The 21,986-nt window shown below is 45.7% G+C and carries 15 protein-coding genes; 6 read left to right on the forward strand and 9 right to left on the reverse strand.

From position 1 onward, the window contains the following. Positions 1–286: 286 nt before the first annotated feature. The 6 genes from AC0VYA_RS17810 to AC0VYA_RS17835 all read left to right on the forward strand — a co-directional run bounded on the left by AC0VYA_RS17810 (position 287) and on the right by AC0VYA_RS17835 (position 6,354). Positions 287–1,054, forward strand: coding sequence for an SDR family NAD(P)-dependent oxidoreductase (locus AC0VYA_RS17810; protein WP_041714588.1), 768 nt, complete (start codon positions 287–289; stop codon positions 1,052–1,054). Beyond that, positions 1,054–2,010: a 2-dehydro-3-deoxygalactonokinase gene (locus tag AC0VYA_RS17815; protein WP_475489157.1), complete on the forward strand. Its 957-nt coding sequence runs from the start codon at positions 1,054–1,056 to the stop codon at positions 2,008–2,010. Before AC0VYA_RS17810 ends, AC0VYA_RS17815 begins: the two co-directional genes overlap by 1 nt. 1 nt (position 2,011) lies before the next feature. After that, positions 2,012–2,941, forward strand: coding sequence for an SMP-30/gluconolactonase/LRE family protein (locus tag AC0VYA_RS17820; protein ID WP_475489158.1), 930 nt, complete (start codon positions 2,012–2,014; stop codon positions 2,939–2,941). A gap of 67 nt (positions 2,942–3,008) precedes the next feature. Beyond that, positions 3,009–3,743 carry a FadR/GntR family transcriptional regulator gene (locus AC0VYA_RS17825; RefSeq protein WP_011576261.1) on the forward strand — a complete coding sequence of 245 codons (735 nt, stop codon included), beginning with the start codon at positions 3,009–3,011 and terminating at the stop codon, positions 3,741–3,743. 38 nt (positions 3,744–3,781) lie between these two features. Beyond that, the gene (gene glpK, locus AC0VYA_RS17830; RefSeq protein WP_475489159.1) at positions 3,782–5,275 is read left to right on the forward strand and encodes a glycerol kinase GlpK; all 1,494 of its coding nucleotides are present in this window, start codon (positions 3,782–3,784) and stop codon (positions 5,273–5,275) included. Next, complete coding sequence (locus AC0VYA_RS17835) at positions 5,272–6,354, forward strand: aldose epimerase family protein (protein WP_475489160.1); 1,083 nt, start codon at positions 5,272–5,274, stop codon at positions 6,352–6,354. Before glpK ends, AC0VYA_RS17835 begins: the two co-directional genes overlap by 4 nt. An 81-nt stretch (positions 6,355–6,435) precedes the next feature. Here AC0VYA_RS17835 and AC0VYA_RS17840 read toward each other — a convergent pair whose 3' ends face one another. The 9 genes from AC0VYA_RS17840 to AC0VYA_RS17880 all read right to left on the reverse strand — a co-directional run bounded on the left by AC0VYA_RS17840 (position 6,436) and on the right by AC0VYA_RS17880 (position 21,726). Further along, positions 6,436–7,428, reverse strand: a complete 993-nt coding sequence (locus AC0VYA_RS17840) for a DUF2167 domain-containing protein (RefSeq protein WP_475489161.1) — start codon at positions 7,426–7,428, stop codon at positions 6,436–6,438. 245 nt (positions 7,429–7,673) lie between these two features. Then, on the reverse strand, positions 7,674–8,306 hold the full coding sequence (locus tag AC0VYA_RS17845) for a putative quinol monooxygenase (protein ID WP_475489162.1): 633 nt from the start codon (positions 8,304–8,306) through the stop codon (positions 7,674–7,676). 177 nt (positions 8,307–8,483) lie between these two features. Next, positions 8,484–9,089, reverse strand: coding sequence for a hypothetical protein (locus AC0VYA_RS17850; RefSeq protein ID WP_475489163.1), 606 nt, complete (start codon positions 9,087–9,089; stop codon positions 8,484–8,486). Then, positions 9,082–9,591 (reverse strand): sigma-70 family RNA polymerase sigma factor, encoded by a 510-nt coding sequence (locus tag AC0VYA_RS17855; protein ID WP_475491090.1) that lies wholly within the window; start codon positions 9,589–9,591, stop codon positions 9,082–9,084. The genes AC0VYA_RS17850 and AC0VYA_RS17855 overlap by 8 nt, the downstream gene beginning before the upstream one ends. A 125-nt stretch (positions 9,592–9,716) precedes the next feature. Further along, positions 9,717–10,376 (reverse strand): TonB family protein, encoded by a 660-nt coding sequence (locus AC0VYA_RS17860; RefSeq protein ID WP_475489164.1) that lies wholly within the window; start codon positions 10,374–10,376, stop codon positions 9,717–9,719. A gap of 185 nt (positions 10,377–10,561) precedes the next feature. After that, complete coding sequence (locus AC0VYA_RS17865) at positions 10,562–11,998, reverse strand: DUF1533 domain-containing protein (protein WP_475489165.1); 1,437 nt, start codon at positions 11,996–11,998, stop codon at positions 10,562–10,564. Positions 11,999–12,441: 443 nt separating this feature from the next. Further along, the gene (locus AC0VYA_RS17870; protein ID WP_475489166.1) at positions 12,442–15,471 is read right to left on the reverse strand and encodes a sigma 54-interacting transcriptional regulator; all 3,030 of its coding nucleotides are present in this window, start codon (positions 15,469–15,471) and stop codon (positions 12,442–12,444) included. Further along, entirely contained in the window at positions 15,468–17,240 is a 1,773-nt protein-coding gene (locus tag AC0VYA_RS17875) for a two-component system response regulator (protein ID WP_475489167.1), read from the reverse strand. Before AC0VYA_RS17875 ends, AC0VYA_RS17870 begins: the two co-directional genes overlap by 4 nt. After that, positions 17,230–21,726 carry a hybrid sensor histidine kinase/response regulator gene (locus AC0VYA_RS17880; RefSeq protein WP_475489168.1) on the reverse strand — a complete coding sequence of 1,499 codons (4,497 nt, stop codon included), beginning with the start codon at positions 21,724–21,726 and terminating at the stop codon, positions 17,230–17,232. The genes AC0VYA_RS17875 and AC0VYA_RS17880 overlap by 11 nt, the downstream gene beginning before the upstream one ends. Positions 21,727–21,986: the final 260 nt, after the last annotated feature.

Here is a 21,986-nt window from a genome sequence, read left to right on the forward strand (position 1 = left end):
TGAAGTGACTGATATGTGAAAGGAATTACTAAAAGTGACGCATTTTGGCATCACCGAAGGCAAATAAATCTCACTACTCGTTTGCGAAGGCAGGTAAGACGGCGGATTTTTAATCAGTCAGGGAAGGAAGTCACACACAAAAGGGGGTAAATATGTAAATAAAATGGGTTAAATTTGAAAATAAATAATATTATAATATATATGTACATAAGAAACTGTCCGACGTTGGTGATTGAACCACGTGTTTGCTTATAATGACAGCCCTATCAATATCAATGAGTTAGTTATGTCCAATTACGCTACTTACCCAAGCCTGAAAGGCAAAGTTATTCTTATAACCGGCGGTGCTACTGGTATCGGTGCGGTTATGGTAGAAGCGTTTATGCGCCAACAAGCCCGAGTCCTTTTTGTTGATGTGCAAGAAGAAGCTGCTCATGCATTGTGCAGCAAATTGCATGCAGAGCTGGGTGCAGCCCCCATTTTTAAGAACTTAGATACAACGCATATAGACGAACTACAAGCCTTTATAAGCTCAATCGGACACAGTCACGGGCGCTTAGACGTGTTAATTAATAATGTCGCCAATGACACACGCCACTCTCCTCTTGATATCGACCAGCAAGGTTGGCGAGACTGTATGGCTGTGAACCTCGACTCGACGTTTTTTGCTTGTCAAAGCGCGATCCGCCTAATGCGGGACAAACGTACTGGCAATATTATTAATATGAGCTCTATCAATGTGCTGATTGGACCAAAACAAATGCCCGGTTACGTAGCGGCTAAATCGGCGTTAAACGGTTTGAGTAAATCCTTGGCCAATCAATACGGCGAATATGGCATACGAGTTAATACTATATTACCCGGCTGGGTGGCCACTGACCGTCAGCTCGCTCTTTGGTTGACGCCAGAAGCAGATAAGGAATGGCAAAAATCCGTTGCCCTGCGCGGCAGTCTTGAACCCATACATGTGGCTAACATGGCGCTATTTTTAGCAGCAGAGGACAGCGCAATGATTACTGGCCAGCAGTTTGTCATTGACGCAGGGCGAACCTGATGAACATGCAGTCTGATATTATTATTTTGGGTGATTGGGGCACAAGCGTATGCCGTCTCTACTTGTGCCGCTTTCATCAACAAGAGCTCACCGTTTTGGCACGCACCAAGGGCATGGGCATCAAATATATTAATAACCCTGAGTCTCGATTTTTTGAGTTATGCCAACCTTGGATAGAATTATACGGAAATGTGCCGGTATTTTTAATTGGTGCCGTCGGCTCTGACACCGGCTGGAAACAAACCAGCTATGTGCCTTGTCCCACAGATAAGAACAACTTATTGGCGTTGAGTAAAAGTTTTTCAGCTCGCGGCTTGAACATCACCATTTTACCCGGTGTGTCTTGTCAGAACCGCCATCATCTGCCTGATATTATGCGCGGTGAAGAAACCCAAGTATTCGGCTTTTTGTCTCAAGTGCTTAACGCCTCCCATAAACGCTTGATTTGCCTGCCAGGCACCCATACCAAATGGGCATTATGTGAAGGTGAAAGCATTGCTTCTTTTGTTACCAGTCCAGTGGGAGAACTCTATGAAGTGCTGAGTCAACATAGTGTACTGCTTAGCCCTGCTTCTGTACCCAGCTGGTGTAAAAGCAGTTTTACCAATGGATTACGGGTAGGCATGCATCAATCGAGTAACTTACTGCATACCTTGTTTGCTACCCGGGCGTATCAGATCATCGACAAACGCACCAACGCAGAAGCTGCTGGTTATTTGTCAGGCTTACTGATTGGGTCAGATGTAAAAGCGGCTATGCAAGATTTTGATATTTTCTCGCATGTGGCAGTCATTGGCTCGGACCATATCTGCGGTTTGTATGTTGAGGCACTAGAGTATATGGGGATCAGCACTGAACATTTTAGCAACGAAGATGCGACCTTATTAGGCCTACAAACCCTAGCTTCAGTAAAATGGCGCGACCTCGCCGCTAATACACCAAGCGAGCAATCGTAACGTGAAGCCAATAAATCAGTCAAAAGACGTGAGTTTATATCGCTGCTTAGCAGTGGAAAACGAATTAGGCGAAGGCGTCATTTGGGATCCCAGGCAACGATGTGCCTTTTGGACAGACATACTAGGCAAACAATTCTATCGCTGGGATTTTGATAACAAGGTTACTCAATACCCCTGCCCTGAAAGATTATGTTCTTTTGGCTTAACCCCTGAGCCAGATTGGTTTATCGCTGCGTTTGAAACGGGTTTTGCATTTTTTAATCCGATTGAACAAGACATCCAATGGATAAGCAAAATAGAAGCCGATTTACCTTACACTCGTATGAATGACGGCAAAGTTGACCGTCAAGGGCGTTTTTGGGCCGGCTCCGTCATCGAAGATGACAGTGTGGATGTCTCCACACTTGCAAGCGACCAACAAGCCAAACTCTATCGCTTAGACGCTAATGGCCAAGCGCGCACAATGTTAGATGGCATTTCCATCGCTAATGGGCTGGCGTTCAGCGCCGACAGTAAAACAATGTATTTCGCTGATTCAGCTAAGCAACAAGTATGGCGCAGTGATTTTGAATCTGAATGTGGCACGCCAAGTCAATTGGAGCATTTTTTTGCTACGACAGGCAACGCATTTCCAGATGGCTCGTGCATTGACAATCAGGGTTACCTTTGGAATGCTCAGTGGGGAAGCGCTTGTGTAAAACGATACTCCCCATCAGGAACACTAGATTTCACCCTACCCGTTGATTGCCAACAGCCGTCATGCGTAAGTTTTGGCGGCCCAGACCTTAATCATCTAATTATTACATCAGCACGAGAAGGGCTATCTCGTGAGGATGATGAAATCTATAAGCACAATGGGGCGGTAATGATTTATCACACACCGTTTAATGGAATAGCGGAGCCAATATGTACAGTGCCTCGGCGGCAATAACACCGTCTCGGCGAAACTGGCACTGTCAGCTCATTAATTAAAATAACAATGAAACGCGGAAAAAATAATGGCAAGTAGAATGTTTAGCGGGAATTTTACCCGTCACATAGTGCAATCGTTGGGCAAGGCAATTGCTTTGGGTGAGTACCCACAAGGGGAGCCGCTTATGGCAGAAGCTGCGCTGTGCGAATCGTTTGATGCAAGTCGCACGGTATTGCGTGAAGCAGTAAAAATGCTAACCGCGAAAGGCATGTTAGATGCCCGCCCTCGCCGCGGCACCATAGTGTTACCAGAGTCACAGTGGAACTTGTCAGACCCTGATATTTTAAATTGGCTACTGGATCGAAAAGGCTCACTGCCAATTATTTCAGAATTCGCCGATATGCGCTTAGCCATTGAGCCTGCAGCAGCAGGTTTGGCGGCGCAAAATTTAACAGAAGAAAACCGGCAAACCCTGAACGCAGCTATTGAGCGTATGGAAGCAGCAGCAAGGGGGGAAGACGATCACCTCGATGCTGACATTGCTTTTCATGTTGGCATTTTAGAAGCCAGCGGAAATCGTTTTTTTTGGAATATGCGTCATACCATTGAGGTTGCGCTACGTTTCAGTATTCGTATTACCAACCGCCACAAAGGCGTAGACCGTGCAAGTGTGGAAGATCATCAAGAGATCCTAGATTATATTTTGGCGGGTGATCATCAGTCCGCTGAGAACCAAATGCGTAGCCTATTGTTAGAAGCAAAAACCCTTCTCAATAAAGCGCTAGACGATGAAAAGAACAGAAAATCTCAACAAAGTTAACCTATAAAAAGTTAACCTGTAAAAGGACCGAAATTGCGATGCGGATCAAAGATTGTATATTAGCTATTGACCAAGGTACTACTTCAACACGAGCCATTATTTTTGCGCCCGATTCGAGCATTATTGCCGTAGCCCAACAAGAATTCACTCAGCATTACCCAAATGATGGTTGGGTAGAACATGACCCAGAAGATATTTGGTCATCAACCGTTGTGGTATGTCGCCAAGCTATTTCAGAAGCAATAGCAAAAGGCGCCCGTATCGCAGCGATTGGCGTTACGAATCAACGTGAAACTACGGTCGTGTGGGATAGAAACACAGGCCAAGCTATTTACAACGCCATTGTATGGCAAGATAGACGCACCGCAAAAACGTGCCGAGAAATGCAAGATAAAGGCTTGTTTGACGTGGTGAATTCACGCACAGGTTTATTGCTTGACCCATATTTTTCCGCCTCAAAGGTCGCATGGATTTTAGATAATGTTGAAGGGGCTCGTGAAAAAGCAGACGTCGGAGACTTGGCTTTCGGTACGATTGATTCGTTTTTGATCTGGCGGTTAACTGACGGACAGGTGCACGCCACTGATGTGACCAACGCCAGTCGCACCAACTTATTCAATATCCATGACATGGCATGGGATCCCAAACTGCTAGAGGTCTTCAACGTCCCTAAATCAGTGTTACCCGTGGTCAAAGAATGCGCTGATGACTTTGGCCATACTACCGAAGATTTATTCGGCTTTTCCTTGCCAATCCTAGGTGTTGCAGGAGACCAACAGGCCGCCAGCATAGGACAATGTTGCTTCAAAGAGGGCGCGATAAAGAGCACCTATGGTACTGGCTGTTTTGTCATGCTAAATACAGGCACCAAAGCCTTTAACTCTAAAAATAAACTGCTCACGACCGTGGCTTACACCATTAAAGGTGAAACCCATTATGCCCTTGAAGGCTCAATTTTTATTGCTGGCGCTGCCATTCAATGGCTGCGTGATGGTTTAGGCGTCATTAAAAGTGCTTCAGAAACTGAAGACTTAGCCAAGTCATTGGATGACGATCATGGTGTATACATGGTGCCGGCCTTTGCAGGACTAGGCGCGCCACATTGGGCGCCAGATGCTCGCGGTGCCGTATTCGGTTTAACTCGAGGCACCACTAATGCACACTTCGTGCGCGCGGCCCTTGAGTCAGTGTGTTATCAAACCTCAGATTTGCTGCATGCCATGGCAGAAGATGGCGTATCACTGGATAAAATTCGCGTCGATGGCGGTATGGTTGGCAATAACTGGTTATGCCAATTCTTGGCTGGCATTTTAGATGTCACAGTAGAGCGGCCTAAAATCATGGAAACCACAGCCCTAGGCGCGGCTTATCTTGCCGGTCTTAAAGCGGGCATCTACGCGTCATGTGAGCAGCTAGCCAGTATGAACGAAGTAGAAAGCAGCTTTGACGCTGAAATGCCTTCTTCTCAGCGCCGAAAACTAATTGCGGGCTGGGAAAACGCGGTACAAAGCACCTTGGGTTATACGAAATGATCAAACATCGCCTTTTTGGGACGCTGCCTGACGGACAGAAAGTCACTGAATACAGCTTGCGAAATAAAGTCGGTATGCAGGTAGATATTCTTGATTTGGGCGGCATCATTCGTCGCTGGTTAGTGCCAGATGCAGAACCGTTAAAATCAGATGTGCCGCAGGTACCAGTGGATATCGTGCTTGGCTTCGATACTCTCGAAGATTATATCGCTGACCAAGCTTACGTAGGGGCACTTGTTGGGCGCTACGCAAACCGTATCGCCAAAGGACATTTTGCGTTAAACGATGTAAATTATCAGTTAGATGTGAATCAAGGTGGTAACAGCTTACATGGCGGTTTTGAAGGGTTTAATCGCCGAGTTTGGCAAGCGCAAACACTAGATAATGACGCTGAAGCTTCCTTGATGCTAACGCTTACCAGTGAAGATGGCGATCAAGGCTTTCCCGGTCGATTAGAAGTCAATGTGACTTACACTTTGCATGAAACAGGTTTGAAAATAACCTACCGCGCAAAAGCAGCGCAAGACACGGTGTTCAATCCTACCCAACACAGTTACTTTAACTTAGCCGGACATAACAGCGGCTCCGTTGAAGATCATCAAGTGCAAATTTTGGCCAGTTATTACACCCCAACCGATGAGCACGCTATCCCCACGGGGGAATTAGTTGATGTAAATAACACGCCGTTTGACTTGCGTGAAATGACGACACTTAAGAGCCCATTACAGTCCAGCCATAAGCAGATAAAACTTGGTAATGGCTTTGATCACAACTGGTGCTTAGATGCTTACCAAGCCAAGATGAATGCGCCAGAGCTGGTCGCTAAGGCTTTCGAGCCCAAAAGTCGGCGCACTATGAGTGTTTTGACTACTATGCCTGGCATGCAGCTTTACACAGCAAATTACGTTGGACCAGAGCCCATTGGAAAAGGCGCAACAGAGTATCAAGGTAAACAAGCATACTGCTTTGAAACGCAGTTCTACCCAGACTCACCTAATCAAAGTCATTTCCCCAGCGCCACGCTTAAGGCCAATGAAGAGCATTACTCTGTGACCGAATATCGTTTATCTTTTTCGTAGATAATTTGCAAAGTATCTTATCCACAAAGGTATAAACAAAAAACGCTGCCATTTGGCAGCGTTTTTTTAATTAAAGCTTACTCAACTTTCGGCGGAGGAATCAGAGCTTTCTTGTGCTTTTGATTTACGGCCTTTATACAGTTTTCGCATAAACGCCCCGAGCCCGAGAACGATGATCACCCCAAACTTCTTCAAAAATATCAATGCAGCCGCGATTAGCCCCGTTTTTGCAAGCACTTTGCCAGCCACCAGCGCACCAATCCCATATGCTGCCACATCGTCTATATCTGGGTTAAAGTCAGCGTATTTTGACCCCTCTTTAAAGTCAGCGATAGCCAGCACACTATCGAGGTTTTGATTGATCAGCGGCAATTGATCCATGCCCGCAATAAAGTTCAGTACTAAAACTCCCTTTCGGCCTAACACACGAATATTGTAATTAAGCGTATTTACCGGCGCATCACCAAATTTAATCTCTTTGGCCCAGTGCAACTTATTCGACGCTTTATCGTAGTAGGGCTTCGCAGCCCAGCCTACTAATGATATAGCGTCGTAACCTTGTGCAACGCGCTCTTCACTGTTGAGTGAGGTATCTTCTTTCATTTGAGTTAGCAAGTCATCGTAATTGATGTCGTCGGCATCGTCGTCTGTGACATAACCATCTTGTTCATACTCAATAGTGACGCCCCAAGAGCTTGTTTCAAACGGAGTCGCGCCTGTTGGAAAAAGCATCCCTAACATGGTCTCTGCACTGCCTGGTGGATTGCCCCATATATCTTCCAATACCTTACGAGAATCCGCAGCGTTTAAAAAATAGAATGTATCTGGCACGTTTAGCTCTGCGACATCCCCAGGTAGCGATATATTACCTGTTTGCGGCTCCATAGAGTCCCATAACGCATTGGCCCACTTTATGTATTCTTGCTGTTCTATATCTTGGGGGATTAGCGCTTGTTGATCTAGCTCTTGTTGAGCCAACTCGCTTGATTGCTGACTGGGTACGGCGTCTTGAGCACGTGCGTTCATCGTTGCGATAAACAGCAAAGTACAAAACACTCTAACTAATAATTGCATAATATCCCTATTAAAATAATCGGCTTTTCATGATCCCTAGCCTACCCATCGCAGATACCTAGCTCACTGATCCGTAAGCTTTTTATATCAGAGCTCGAAGACCTAGTCCAATTTTCATGGCATAAAGATTAAGCACAAAAAAGACCATAGAGAGTTAAATAACTCGGCTATGGCCAATAGGAAGTCACACTCGATGACACACAACTTTGTACTGCAGATTCGGGGTTAGAGCGTACTTAGTAACCCTAAAACTCCTTGACGAAATTCATGTATTGTTTCATGTCGCCCACTATGGCTTGCTCTAACAGCTTGCCGGTATCGATGGCATAAGGCTGATTAAAATGAATATCCCAAACGTCAGACTCTGTACGCCAATGCTCATATACGACTAGGGTGTCGTCTTGCCCCTCGATAATATATAAGTCAAACACTAAGTTTCCTGGCTCTTCACTTCTCGTATGCACAATGTGACTGGAAAATTGTTTAAGCAGCTGCTCTCGATACTCACGCTTAATCTTAAATATAAAAAAGATACTGAAGACTTCATCTTGGGGCTGCACCTGCTTAGGGTTGCTTTCATGCAATGGCGCTGGATGAGTATCCTTTAAATTTAGCACTTCCAAGGGCGACGCAAGAGCCGTTTCAGCCAGCTCAAATAGCGCTTTTGCGTACGGTTGATTCGCATGCGTTTGGTGAGCTTCAGCACTTGCCCAGCGCTCGTAAGCAAAAATGGTCGTTGGTGAATCCTTACCCTCAAAGAAACGCATTTCCAGCATCCCCGGCTCGTTCTGTGAACCTAGTTTATTATCGTTTAAAACCTGTTTGAACGTTTCGAGTTGTTCGGGCTTTACATCAAATTTTACGATCAAAGTGAGCATGGTCATGTCCTTTCTATTGAGATATTTCATTGGGTTTAAAGGCAGCGTCTGTCACTTCAAGTTGCCGCAACAGGTCTGCCTCAGTCAGTGATGAAATACTATCTTTCATTGCTATATTGAAAAACCAGCAGAATGCAGAAAGACTTTCAATGAAAATTTGATAACGAAATGCGAAACTCAGCAGTGCATGCTCTGCATGCTGCGTTCAATACCGAGAATAATCCCGTTTTTGCCGAACCGTACGTCGACAAAGTCCCCCTGATGAAACCGACCTTCAATCTGCTGAATGTTACGAAGAGCATCGATTAAACGTTGAGAAACTCTGACAATTTGCGCGTCGCAGGTTTGCAGTTGCCAGCCGTCGCTTACTTGGGCTAACACAGCATGCTTTTGGTGGTGCATAACCAATACTTCTCGCTGTGCTAAATAGTCAGCGTAATGCGTGGCAAAACGTTCTGAAATCGCCTCCGACTGTTTAGTTGAAGCTAATGAATGCAACGTGACCTGGGTATATGTTTTATTAGCAAATACCTGTGATGAATCATCCCAAGCGCTGTGGTGCCAGAACGTGATCAGCACTAGAAGCAGTGTACTCGCGGCTAACGCAACATTTCCGAGGCGTTGCCAAACGTGCCTATTCTGAAACCCAGAGCGCTGGGCGTTAAGCGTAGAGCGCTTAATTGCTGGTGGCGCTTTGATCTGTGCTTTGCGCGCTTGGTATAAACTCGCTAGTGACGAATCGTTTAATTCATTTTGATTGTGTTTCTCTTTTTGCTCAGACATGCTTGTGTCCTAACCCCTCTTTCAATTGCTCGCGCAGCGATGCTTTGGCATAACGCAGTCGACTCTTAACGGTTTCCTGACCGCAGTGGGTGATTTGCGCAATTTCTTGCATGCTGAACCCTTCTTGTTGTAAACAAAAAGCTTCTCGCTGCACAAACGCTAGCGAATTCAACGCTCCATCAAAGCGCGCTAGCAGTGAGCATGATGTGATAGCAGGAGCAGCTGCCCTATCGATTGGCGCACTTTCGTACACCAAACGTTTTGTTTCGCGATACTCGTCAATCAACAGGTTTCGCGCCAAGGTAAATAACCAGGCTTTAAAAAGCCCTGTGTCCTGATATAAATGTCTTTTCTCAATAACCTTGAGCCACGTCTTTTGACTAATATCTCTTGCCAAGGTGCTGTCCGATAATGTCAGCAGAAAGTGATACAAATCGTCTCCACAAGCATCATAGAGTTTGATTAATACGCCTTGGTCACCTGAAACGGCATATCGTCGCATCAAACGTTCATTACTGTTTGATTGACTAAACCAATATTTCAGCGCTAAGTTAATCGTCAATAGCGTTCCCTCTAAATACGTTCTTTCAACGGTCGTATATCACTTTTACTATGCCAGAGCGTGCGCTAATGGGATAGTTTGAAATCGAGTACCACCGTTAAGCCATTTTGTTGCTGTGGTTTGCCCGCTACGATTTGCGGTTTGTACTTCCATTTCCCCAATACTCTTCTGGCTTCGCGATCAAATGTTCTTTTGGGCTGGGCATCAATCACTTGCACATCTATAACTTGCCCTTGCGTACCGATAGAGAACGTCAATTTCACCCACCCTTCGATACCATCGCGAGCGGCTTGAGGTGGATATTTAGGCTCTATTCGTACCACTGGACGCGCTTCACCTTCATCCAGCGTTATTTGTGTGTCAATTGGGCCTGATGGCCCAGCAATAGTGATATCAGGCACGTACTTAGAGATTAGCGCGGATTTATCAGGCGCTTCTTCTTGAGGCTTGGTTTGCTCTGTGGGAATAGGAACAGGCTTCGGTTTAGGTAAAGGTCTTACTTTTTCAATGACTGGATTTTCTTCAAACTGTTGATAAAGATTAATTATCGGCAAAGCCTCCACTGACGTCACGCCGGTTGCGTTGTTTTCGATTAGTTTTTGCATCGCCACAAATAACCCAAAAGTTACGGTGCTGGCTATTAGCAGGCTGCCCGCTACACGCGCCATAACTTGAAGGGAAGGATGTGTTAATTGAGGTGAAGCTGAATCAAGGGTTGTGTGCATCGCTTTTCTCCTATTGTTTAATGGAGTAACGACGCACAACGCCAAAAGGGGTTAAATTAAATTACACCTAGTCACATTAAAAGGTGAGCCAACAATAGCATTACATAATATGTGACTGAGCCATAAGCGCCGTTGAAGTGTTCAGCGATGATAAAAACGGCACTTAAAATAGGGTACAGCCCGGCTTATTTCCCCGCTTGAAATATGCTCCAGTTGCTGGACAGCTCTAGACTGAATTGGTCAATACTGAGATTAAACCGAGCAGATTTACCAATAAACTGGGTGTTGTCCCATTGTTGGTGAGACACCAAGGCGATAACATTGTCGCCTGACCGAAATAGCTCACTGGGTATAGCAATCTTTAACGGATTATACTGCCAATCTTGGCTATTGAGTGCCTTTCCATTGATGTAAATCTGCTTGATTTGATTTGCCTTTCCGACACTTAAACTCACCACTTCTGGGTCAATTGCGAAGTGCACGTGCTTTCGAGCGATCAGAGTTTCACCTGTAGCAGCCCCTTCCATAGACGCTAGATTCATGAGCGGCCACTGGGAATCATCAAACTGAGGTTGCAGCCATTCACTCTTCACAGGCGTAGAAGTTGAAGGCGGAGTTGAACGTGAAGGTGAAGTTGAAGGTAGCACAGGTTTGGCTTCTTCTTTATCCATAGTGACGGATTGAAGTGGCTCTACTGGGCGCTTGGGTTTGTTCGCCAATGCCACATCTGACACGGTTGCAGTGGATTCGCGCGTGGTACTAGCATTATCCAGAGACACTTTTTCAGTTCCCTGAGTTGGCGCTTTATCTGGAGTAGCTCTTGGATTAGCTCTTAAAATAACGTTGTTTTTAGCGTCAGCCTTGGCCACGGCAACGTCTGGCTTAACAGGTGTGACTTTCTTCACATCTGCATGGCCAATAATAATACCGTTTACGGTCTTAAAGTGTGTGCTATCAGTAACAGTCAACTTAAATGGGCCGCCAGCTTTCTGTCCCGGCATACTCACATGCCACAGACCATTGCTGCCTGCTTGCACCCTGGCCATCGTGTAGGTTTCTTGTTCTTTAATCAGCTTTAGATCAACGGTTCGCCCTGGTTCGGCAAGGCCACCAACGTTAATTTTTTCACCGGGTTGAAGTAACATATTATCGTTTAAGCGGGTGGATAGAATAATGTCCCCCTTTGGATTTCGCATACTAGGCTCAGCATTACCCACGTATATATCATGCAGATACTGGGTCTGTTCACCGTCACTAATAAGGAACTGATAAGGCCCTCCAGGAGGTTGCTGAGCAAGTGATACTTGCCACTGCCCTTGGGTGTTTATGTGCGCTCTGGCCATAGTTACCGTCGTGCCGTCTTTGAGCAGTTTAACATCGACTGTGCCACCTTCAGGCCCCAGACCTTTCAGAGCAATGGCTTTGTAAGCAGGTACACTTTCGCCATCGATGAGTTGCGCCGTTAACTGGGTAGATAATTGAGCAGTTAATCTTGCTGTCGACGCTTCGCTAACGCGTTGCGCGGCCTGAGCTGCTGTGGTCACAGTCGCGATCAACAAAACCGCAGCAAACGCCTTTAAGCGACCGCTAACTAAAAATTTGATCTCCCGCAGGCTGATCATGCTTTCACTCCTCTTGAGCGTGTAGCCAAGCAGATACACTCGGCATTCCATTTAAGGTTGTTAAGTAGATATTGTGTGTATTGACCGAGCATAGAATGAACATCGACGGGGTGCTTACACGCACTAAATAGCGCGTAGCGACTAACGAATGTCAGAATACGATCCCCTAAGCAACTATCCGTCGCTGTCTGTTATTCGTTAGCTGGTTTTCAATAGGAAGGGCTTTAGCAAATTTCACGCCGAGAATTAGTTGAAAGGCCTGATGTAGTAAGTTCAAGGCGCATAGCCATGCTATATGCACGTGACCGATGAGCATGTGCGAGCGTTTTCTTATGAAAGTGCTATGAAAGTGCAATGCCCATAAGTGCGCCATAGTTGTACTTCACTTTCATTTCAGGTTACTTCTTTTCAAATCAATTCTTTTCAAGTCACTTCTTTTCAGATCATACAGCCGTTTGGATCTGCTGAATGATTTTGCGTAACGTGGGCTGAGTGACGTCCAGCAGCTTGGCTTTATGTTGCTGACTCAAATCTTGCTGTAACACCAGTTGCTGCAATGAAGATTCAATTACTGGCCACGAAGCACTGTGCGGCTTATGCTCAAGTATCTCGGTGAAAATTCGACTGCATAGCAGAGTTAACTCAGCGAGATCGAGATGATCAAAATCCTGTTTGTTCAGCTTGGCATAGCGCCGCCTGATGGTCGATTCTGATTGATCAAGCTGCAAAGCGACCTGGTATAAACTGCCCCACTTTACTACGCACTGATTCAACCACTGCTTTTCCAACCAACCACTGATTGAGAACAGTTGATTTTGTTGACATGCAAAGGCAATTGTTTGTGTTAGCAGCGCCGAAACCTGCTCTAATGTCACGCTATCAGGTTTAGTCCCTGCGGTGAGTAAATCTGGCATCTGAGCAGATGAACTGGCACTGCTTTTTAACGAGACATCGTCTCCCTGTTCCTGCAAAATTAAATGCTCAGGCTCCACATATGCACCGGCGCAAAGTATGACCGCACGCATCATGCAATTACGTAACTCTCGCACGTTACCCGGCCATGTATATGCGCTCAGCTTGTCTATGGCAGTGGCAGAAAAATCCAAAATATCTTTGTGGTATTGCCGGCTAAACTTACGCAAAAAATGCCGACACAAGAGCAGAGGATCATCCCCTCTTTCGTTCAATGCTGGCAAGTTAAGGGTGAATACATTAATACGGTAATAAAGGTCTGCTCTAAAGCGGCCCTGTGCTACTTCGTCTGGCAAATTGCGATTTGTGGCCAATACTAAGCGCACGTCAACCTTTCTGACACGTTGGTCACCTACCGCAACAAAGGTTTTTTCCTGAACAAAACGCAGTAATTTTGATTGGATGTCCAGCGGTAGTTCACCCACTTCATCCAAGAAAAGTGTACCGCCATCTGCTTGGGCAATCTTGCCTGGTTGGTCAGTTGTTGCCCCAGTGAAGGCACCTTTTCTATGACCAAATAGCTCACTTTCAATTAAATGCTCGACTATGGTGGAGCAATCAACCGTGATAAACGGCTTATCAGGGTGCAGGCTGTGATTATGCAACTGCTGAGCAATGACCTCTTTTCCTGTTCCAGACTCCCCAATGATTAGCACAGACGCGTCAGTGGGAGCGACTAGTTGTACTTGCTGCATTAAGGTACGCATTGCTGCTGATTCAAATAGCAATTCATGCTCTGGGGATGGATCTTTGTCTGCTACAACGCGGCGATTTTCATCCTGTTCAAGTAGCATAATACGGTCAATAGCAGCCGCTAAGTTAGGAGTCACTTGCGCTAACTGCTCAGCGCATTTGTGTGCGTTTTCCTTCCCATTTGGCGTCCAGCAAACCACTAAAAAGCCCAAGCATTGGGCTCTGGTTTCCAATGGGATAACAGCGCATTGAAAGTCAGATAAATCTGTTATTGGCTGCGCTAAACGCTCATGCGTAGAAGAATTCGTTATATTACTATTTACCCACTGGTGTATTCGCTGAACCTCGATGTCCGCAATGGCTGCGCTATGTGATAAACATGACAAGGCTTCACCTTGTTGGATATACAGACCAGCAAACATGCTCTGTAATCCGCTGGCCAGTAATTGACAGACTTGGGATGAAAAATCCTTTAAAGAATGGGTATTACCAATAAGGCGAATAATATCCCACTGCAAGTTCATCAATCTGAAATCATCGCTGGGTGCTTGTGAGAACTTACCGCTCATACGGTCAAGATTGGCTAAAATATTGGCGTCAAACTGTGGTTGCCAACTGACAAGTTTACCGCCCCCTATGCTACGCGCAGCTTGTAGCGCTGCGTTCGCTCGACGAAATAATTCCAGCGGTGACTGTTCTCCTAACTGCTCTTCTGAATCTAACGACGCTAAGCCTAGGCTAAATTCTAGTTTCAGCTTTTTACTTGTAAATGACATAGAACGCAGGCTCTGTAACATCCTTGTGGCGAGGATCTGGCCCTGTTTTTCGTTTGTTTCAGGTAAATGCGCAGCGAACACAGCCCCACTGTAACGACTGGCAAAATCATTGCCTCTCAATACAGCCGAAATAGACTGCATCACTTCTTTGAGCACCTCGTCGCCAATTTCACGCCCATGAACACGATTAAGCTCTGCAAATTCGTCAGGATTAATCAGCAGCAAGGTGACAGGGGTACTTTGCTCACTCAACTGAGCAACCCATTCTTGGCTTTGCCACTGAGCCACTTCGCGCAAAATGAGCAAGGTTTCATCATTGGGTAACGGCCCGACAAACCCATCTACCATCAATACGGTTTTGTCTAATTGAATGGGAAATGGCGGTAGACGCGTCATGGAATGCGTAAGCCCTAAGTCAGACAATATATGCTGCAGGCGCTTTTTCGCTGTAGAAGAGGGAATATGCAAGCTGCTAAGCCAATTTTGCCCTATAGCTGATAACCCTTTGGTTCCCAGCATAGACAATAACTCAGGGTTAATATCTTTAATTTCCCCACTGGCATTTAAGGTTAACGACAGATCTCCTAAACAATCTGACAACAGGTTTAGTTTATGCTCAACATACACTTTATCTTGGCTAATGCTGGCTTGTTGTCTCAACAGTGAAAGCATCATCGCTAATACACCGCTTGCTCGCCAATCAACGAATATATGCCCAGGAACGGGCTGAGTATCTTGCAAGGCTACGGTGTCAGCGGTTAGCCAATAAACGTCTTGCTCGAGCAGTTCGTATTTGTCAGTTAATGCGATTGCATGATCTTCACTATCACATGCCACTAACAAAGGTGCTGATTGATCACTTTTAATCGCGGTGACGGCTAGGCTAAGTGGCGCAATATCAAACATAAATTCAGTATTGGCAGTGTGCTTTTTTAGCTCTCGAATATGTATTGTATTTGGTTTATCCACGAACAATTGGATACGCTCAAATTCATCTGCTAGCTGGGCGAAGGCGGGAGACATTTTCATCATAATTCTGACATCAGATACGTAAAGTCTTGGCTAAGCAAAGGACCAATATAATCTGCCGCCACAGGCCTAGAAAATAGATAGCCTTGTAACAGTAAATTACTGGTGTTTTTGAGGATGGTAATTTGACTGCTGTACTCTATACCTTCGGCGATAACCCCGAGTGTTAAGCTCTCAGCCAGCGCCAAAATGGCTTCCACTATCGCCACATCATCTGGGGCCGAATTTACATCACACATAAAAGAGCGATCTATTTTGAGAATATCGATTGGAAAACGCTTGAGATAACTCAACGAAGAGTACCCTGTCCCAAAATCGTCTACGGCAAGCGAAACCCCAAGGGATTTAAGCTCAACCAGACGGGCGATGTTTTCCTCGGCGTCACTCATGATCACCGACTCTGTCAACTCCAATTCTAATAACGAGGGAGGAAGCTGACTCTGGGCTAAAACCTTTGCAACCGTTTGGGTAAAATCGAGCTGCCTAAATTGATGCGCAGATACATTGATGGCCATACGCACTGAGTGACCTGAATCTAACCATTGCTTGGCTTGATAGCACCCTTGCTCAAGCACGAGTCTTCCCAGTTCATTGATAAGGCCTGTTTCTTCAGCAATAGGAATAAACTCATCAGGAGGAATAATCCCTCCCTTTAACGGTAACCAACGAACAAGCGCCTCAACCCCAACAATGCGCCCCGTTTTGGCACACACTTGTGGCTGATAAAAGGGTACGATTTCGTTACTTTTTAGTGCTTGTCGAAGATCTTGCTCTAATTGCAGGCGTGCCGCGGCTTTAGAGTTCATGGAGTCTTGGTAAAATTTGTAACAGCAGCGGCCAGATTGCTTGGCAAAATACATAGCAGTATCAGCATTTTTTAGCAGTGTTTCAGCATCTTCACCGTCATTAGGAAATGTCGAAATGCCAATACTGGGGGTTACCACCACTTCGTATTGCTCTAACTGAAATGGCGTACTGAAACTACGAATAACCCGCTCCGCCACCAGCATGGCTTCATTTGGATCATTCAAACGGCTAAGGAAAATAGTGAATTCGTCACCACCAAAGCTAGATAATTGAGGGGCTTCCTTGTTTTTTTCAGCGGCAACGCGCGCAAATGTATCACTGTCTCGTAAATTAGCCTGTAAGCGATGTGCGACCTTGCGTAACAGCTTGTCACCATAGCTGTGACCCATGGTATCGTTAATTCGCTTAAAGCGGTCTAAATCTATAAACAGCATCGCGGCTTGATACTCGTTGCGCTTGGCCATAGCTAAAAAGCGCTTTAAATCTTGCATCAAATATTGACGATTGGGCAACCCTGTCAACGAGTCATAAAACGCTAGCTGATGCAATTCTTGTTGTTGAGTGACTAAATCAGCGAACGCTTGACTAGCGCGTAAAATATACTTAACTCGCTCCCCCAAAATGGGCCATTTAATCGGCTTGGCGATAAAGTCTGTGGCGCCCACCGCATAGGATTTATGGATTGAATCAATATCATCTGAGCCCGTCACCATAATGATGGGGATGTGCTTACCATTTTTATGCTTACGAATATATTCACAGACGTCAAAACCGTTCATTTCAGGCATGGAAACATCTAGCAACAGCAAGGCAGGATTATGCTCTTCAAATTGCTCTATCGCGCGTTTACCATTTTCAGCTTCCAGCACTTCAATGGTGTCACTGGCGAGTGTTTCCCTCATTAAGATCCGTGCTGTGAGATCATCATCACTGACTAGAATCTTAACCTTTCCCTCAATCGACATGTCTGAACGTCTCCAATTTTTCGCAGCTGATGATAAAAGTCGCTTGAATACGCTGGGCTAACGAAAGCACTTCCTGTACTTCATTATTCTTTACTTTGCTCTCTAACTCCCTACACAATTCGTATAAGGCCTTCGCGCCAGAGTTACCGGACATCGATTTAAGTGCATGGGCGATTTCCTCGGTAACGGCTAGATCTAACGGCGCTGTTTGTGATAGTTGGGCCAATTGCTCAACCAGTTTTTCCGCCTCTTGGGTAAAGGCATCAAGTACTTTCGCAAACACTGGGTTACCGGTATCTCGAGAAATATTGAGTAACGTATCCACAGTCGACATGTCTAACAGCGCGAGTTGCTCTTGGGTCTCATCAGTCTCTTTAAGTGCATCGTGAGGTGGGTCTTCATCTGTGATTAGCCCATCTTTAGCAACAGGCGTTTCCAAGAAGCGCGATAACGTTTGCTCTAATTCTTGCAATGAATACGGTTTAGACATGACATCGTTCATGCCGGAGTCCAAGCACTGTTGCCTCAGGTTATCGCCCATGCCTGCGGTCAGCGCTATAATAGGAATATTCGGCCAATTCTGGCGAATAGCTTTAGTCGCAGCGTAACCATCCATGACGGGCATTTGACAATCCATCAACACCAAATCAGGTTGTTGCAAGTTCACTTGCTCTACTGCTTCGGCACCATTGTCAGCTAACCAGGCTTCACACCCCAATAGCCCGAGCATACTTTTGGCGACTTCTTGATTGGTCAAACTGTCTTCTGCCACTAAAATATTGGCAGAAAAATGCTGATGATTGCGATGTTCGTCATCAGCTCGACTCGACGGGATGTTTTCAATGCCCAGCGCTCTATTTAAACTCTTATGCAAGCCTCTAAAATGCACCGGAAGAGGCAAAACATTGCGCGTGTCGTTCTCCTGCCATTGGGAAGTCGGCACCAGACAAATCCAATTATCCAAAGGAATGCCCGCTTCTTGGATAGACGACTGGTATTCACCTTGGCTGATCCATAAGCCCTTTTTGGCGGAAGCAAGTTCAGATTTAACCCGTTGCACGTGCACCAAGTTGATATCTAATTTACTCAGCATGGTTTCTATCGCATGCCCCAACCCACCGTTTAAATTAACTAAGTAGACAGTTGGACAGGCTAATATTGGCGCAGGTTGGATCAATGAGGTGTCCGAAAGCGGTAAATCAATCTTAACACTGAAGCGACTGCCTTCCCCAATGTTGGATTGCACGCCTATTTGCCCCCCCATAAGCACAGTAAGCTGCTTACAGATAGCCAAGCCTAGGCCTGTTCCGCCGTATTTACGTGTGGTTGACGCATCTGCTTGCGTGAACATTTCAAAGACCTTTTGCTGGCGATCTGGTGCCATACCAATGCCGGTATCCTGTACGCAAAATGCGAATCCGCTGTACTTGTTGTTACCCTCATGTTCAGTATCATGACAGGCGACTCGCCTGATACTGACATTGACTTCTCCACGCTCGGTAAATTTGATCGCGTTACTGGTTAGATTGGCGATGATCTGGCGCAAGCGAGCAGGATCGCCGTAGACCTGCGGCAAAGGCTCAGGGGATAAAATGGCGTTAATGTTGAGACCTTTGTTGTACGCAGCCTCACTAAACAGATCGCACACTTCCTCTATCAGTGCTTCTAGGTCAACGGGCACTGACTCCAACGTCGCTTTACCCGCCTCCAATTTTGAAAAGTCCAAAATGTTATTAAGTAAATCCAACAATAGCCTGCCAGATCGGTACACCAGCTGGGCAAAGTGCTGCTGTTTTGGTTTCAGATCTGAGCTTAATAAGACCTCGGTCATACCTAAGACGCCATTCATTGGAGTACGAATTTCGTGGCTCATAATAGCTAAAAAGTCACTCTTCTCTTTACTGGCTTGTTCAGCGAGTCTACGGGCTTTTTCGGTCTCTACTACTGCTTGCTCAAGCTGGCTATTAGCATGACTTAATTCCTTGGTACGCTCGGCAACTTTTTCTTCCAACTCTATGAGTTGTTGCAGTTCTTTTTGCCGTTTTCTACGATATCGCCATATAACGTTGAGGATAATTAGCAGCGCTATCAAGCAATATAAACTGTAGGCCCAAAGGGTTTTCCATGGCGGAGGCAACACAGATATGGGCAATTCAACCCCTTGGGTATTCCACAAGCCTTGGTTGTTGCTAGCCTGTACTTTTAAAACGTATTCACCTGGGGGCAAATTAGTAAAGGTAGCCAAGCGTCTGTGCTCCAGTTCAATCCAACTAGGATCAAGTCCCTCTAACTTGTATCTATATTGGTTTAGGCCAGGCGCGTTATAATCTAAAGCAGCAAATTCAAACGAGATGAAATAATCTGTGTAATCCAACTCCAGATTTTGTAGACGCTGGTAAGGGACATCGAACCACACTTGCTCATTGAGCTTTTTAATGCGCACCAATACCACAGGCGGCACGACATCGTTGTCTTTTATATCATCAGGGTGAAAACGCACAACGCCTTCATTGCCACCGAAATACATGACGCCTTGACTGTCTTTGAACCCCGCGCCGAAATTAAACTCGCTATTTTTGAGCCCTTGTGAGGTGTCGAAATGACGAACCTTGCCGCTTTCTGGGTTCAACCGCGTTAAACCCGCCGTGCTGCTCAGCCATAAGTTGTCATTTTTATCATTCAAAATAGCGTAAATATGACTACTGGGTAGCCCACTGAAACCGTCGAAACGAGTAAAGTGATTTCGTAATTGTCCAATATCACTCGCAGACCACTTGTTTAAGCCGCCGCCTTGAGTACCGACCCAAAGTTGTGCTTTTGAATCCTGGTAAAAAGCCCACGCCATAGGTGCAGATAGACTATCGAAGTCGTTCGGTTGATGCTCTATATGATCAAAATTCAGCGATACCGGATCAAGCATATTAATGCCCGCAACCGTGCCGACCACTATGGTTCCATCAAGAAGTTGGTAGATAGCGAGCACACGATCGCTATTGAGGCTGCGTGGGTCATTTTCGTCGTAGCGATAGTGCACAAATTCTTCACTGCCTGCCGCCAAGTAATTAAGCCCGCCGCCGAATGTCCCGACCCAAATATTGCCGGCACTGTCAGGAAAGACACTGGTGACACCATTAAAACTCAGGCTTTTCGGATTTTGAGGATCATGCACATAATAATCAATGTGCTGAGTATCGACATTGAGACGCCCCAGTCCACCACCTCGGGTACCAAACCACAGCATGTTGTTATCACCACGCACTGTCATCACTCTGGCATCACGTAATGCAGGGGTGCTGTCTTTATTAATAACATCTTGCACTTCGCCTTGGGCGTTTAATCGCGATAAGCCACCATAAGTCGCCACCCAAATAGCACGCTCCCCTTTTGATGACTGCGTTTCCGCAAATCCCAGTACAACATTATTGGCCAAGCCCTTAGTAATATGCTCAAAGGGCACTTCTATATTTTTGGTGATCCCGTTGAACGTTCCAAACCACATTAACCCAGAAGGATCTTGCAATATCGACAGCACTTTATTGTCGTTCAATCCGTTTTCTGTGGTGTAGGTAGTAAACATGTTACGCCCGTTCCACAAGCTTGCACCGGACTCAGTACCCAACCACACTCGCTGACGTTGATCCTGATAAATACTATGTACTAGATTTGCCGCAAGGCTACCTGCCTGCTCGTTTTCATGTTGCCAAGTGGTAAACCTAGTGCGCTGAGGGTCCAACATACTTACCCCTGCATCGTGACTGGCTATCCACAAGCGTTGCTGAACATCAATGAAAACTTGCGTTAATTTGTCACTGAACAGTGGTTCGTTTGAGCCTGCATGAATACGCGTCAGCGTTCTGGTTTTTTTATCTAATTTGAGTAGGCCATTGCCGTCGGTCGCCAACCAAATACAGTTGCCATCTTCCACTAGCGACATGACCGCGGCGTCTTTGTCCAACTCAGGCAACAGAGCACGGGTGTCAAAATGTTCAAATGTCATATCTTGGGGATTGAACCGACTAAAGTTACCGTCGCGATAACCTATCCAGATGTAATTTTCTGCGTCGTGATAAAGAGATTGCTGTCTGTTTGATAATGGTGACTGGCCAGAGTCTTTAGCATCTTGCCAGACGGTGAAGGTCTGCTTGGCTGAATCAAAAAGATTCAGTCCCCCACCATCAGTCGCAATCCATAGTCTTTTTTGCTCATCTTCTAATATTGCGCGTACATTATCTGAACCGAGGGAGTTCGGTTGCCGCGGATCGTGTACAAAACTAAGGAGCTGATAACCATCGTACCGACTGAGGCCTTCTTGCGTGACGATCCACAGGTATCCGGTACTGTCCTGATAAATCTGGCGTACGGTTTTTTGCGATAATTCTCTGTTTAATTCAGCGGACGTAAAACTGAAATTAGGGCTTTCAGAAGCGTGAATACCCATAGCGAACGTGAAGAAAAACAGAACGCCAAATACCTTACTCATGACCATATGCGTGCAGTGACTTATTATTTTTTAAAAAACAGACTACCCCATCGCTGTAGAATTGCCAACAGATACAGCAGCTTGGCAACCTCTCATAGCGCCATAATCCGCAGTTATCGGTTCAATTAAGCTCAAGAATTACGCTTTAAGCAGAAAGGAAAGAATGTTGCATTTTTAATTATTAAAAATAGAAAAGCCTCTTATCGCTATGAACCTAGGCTCAAAGTGATAAGAGGCTTACCGCATACCTCTGGGGAACTAGGTCG

The organism is Paraglaciecola sp. QJM3NY_14, from assembly GCF_056173245.1.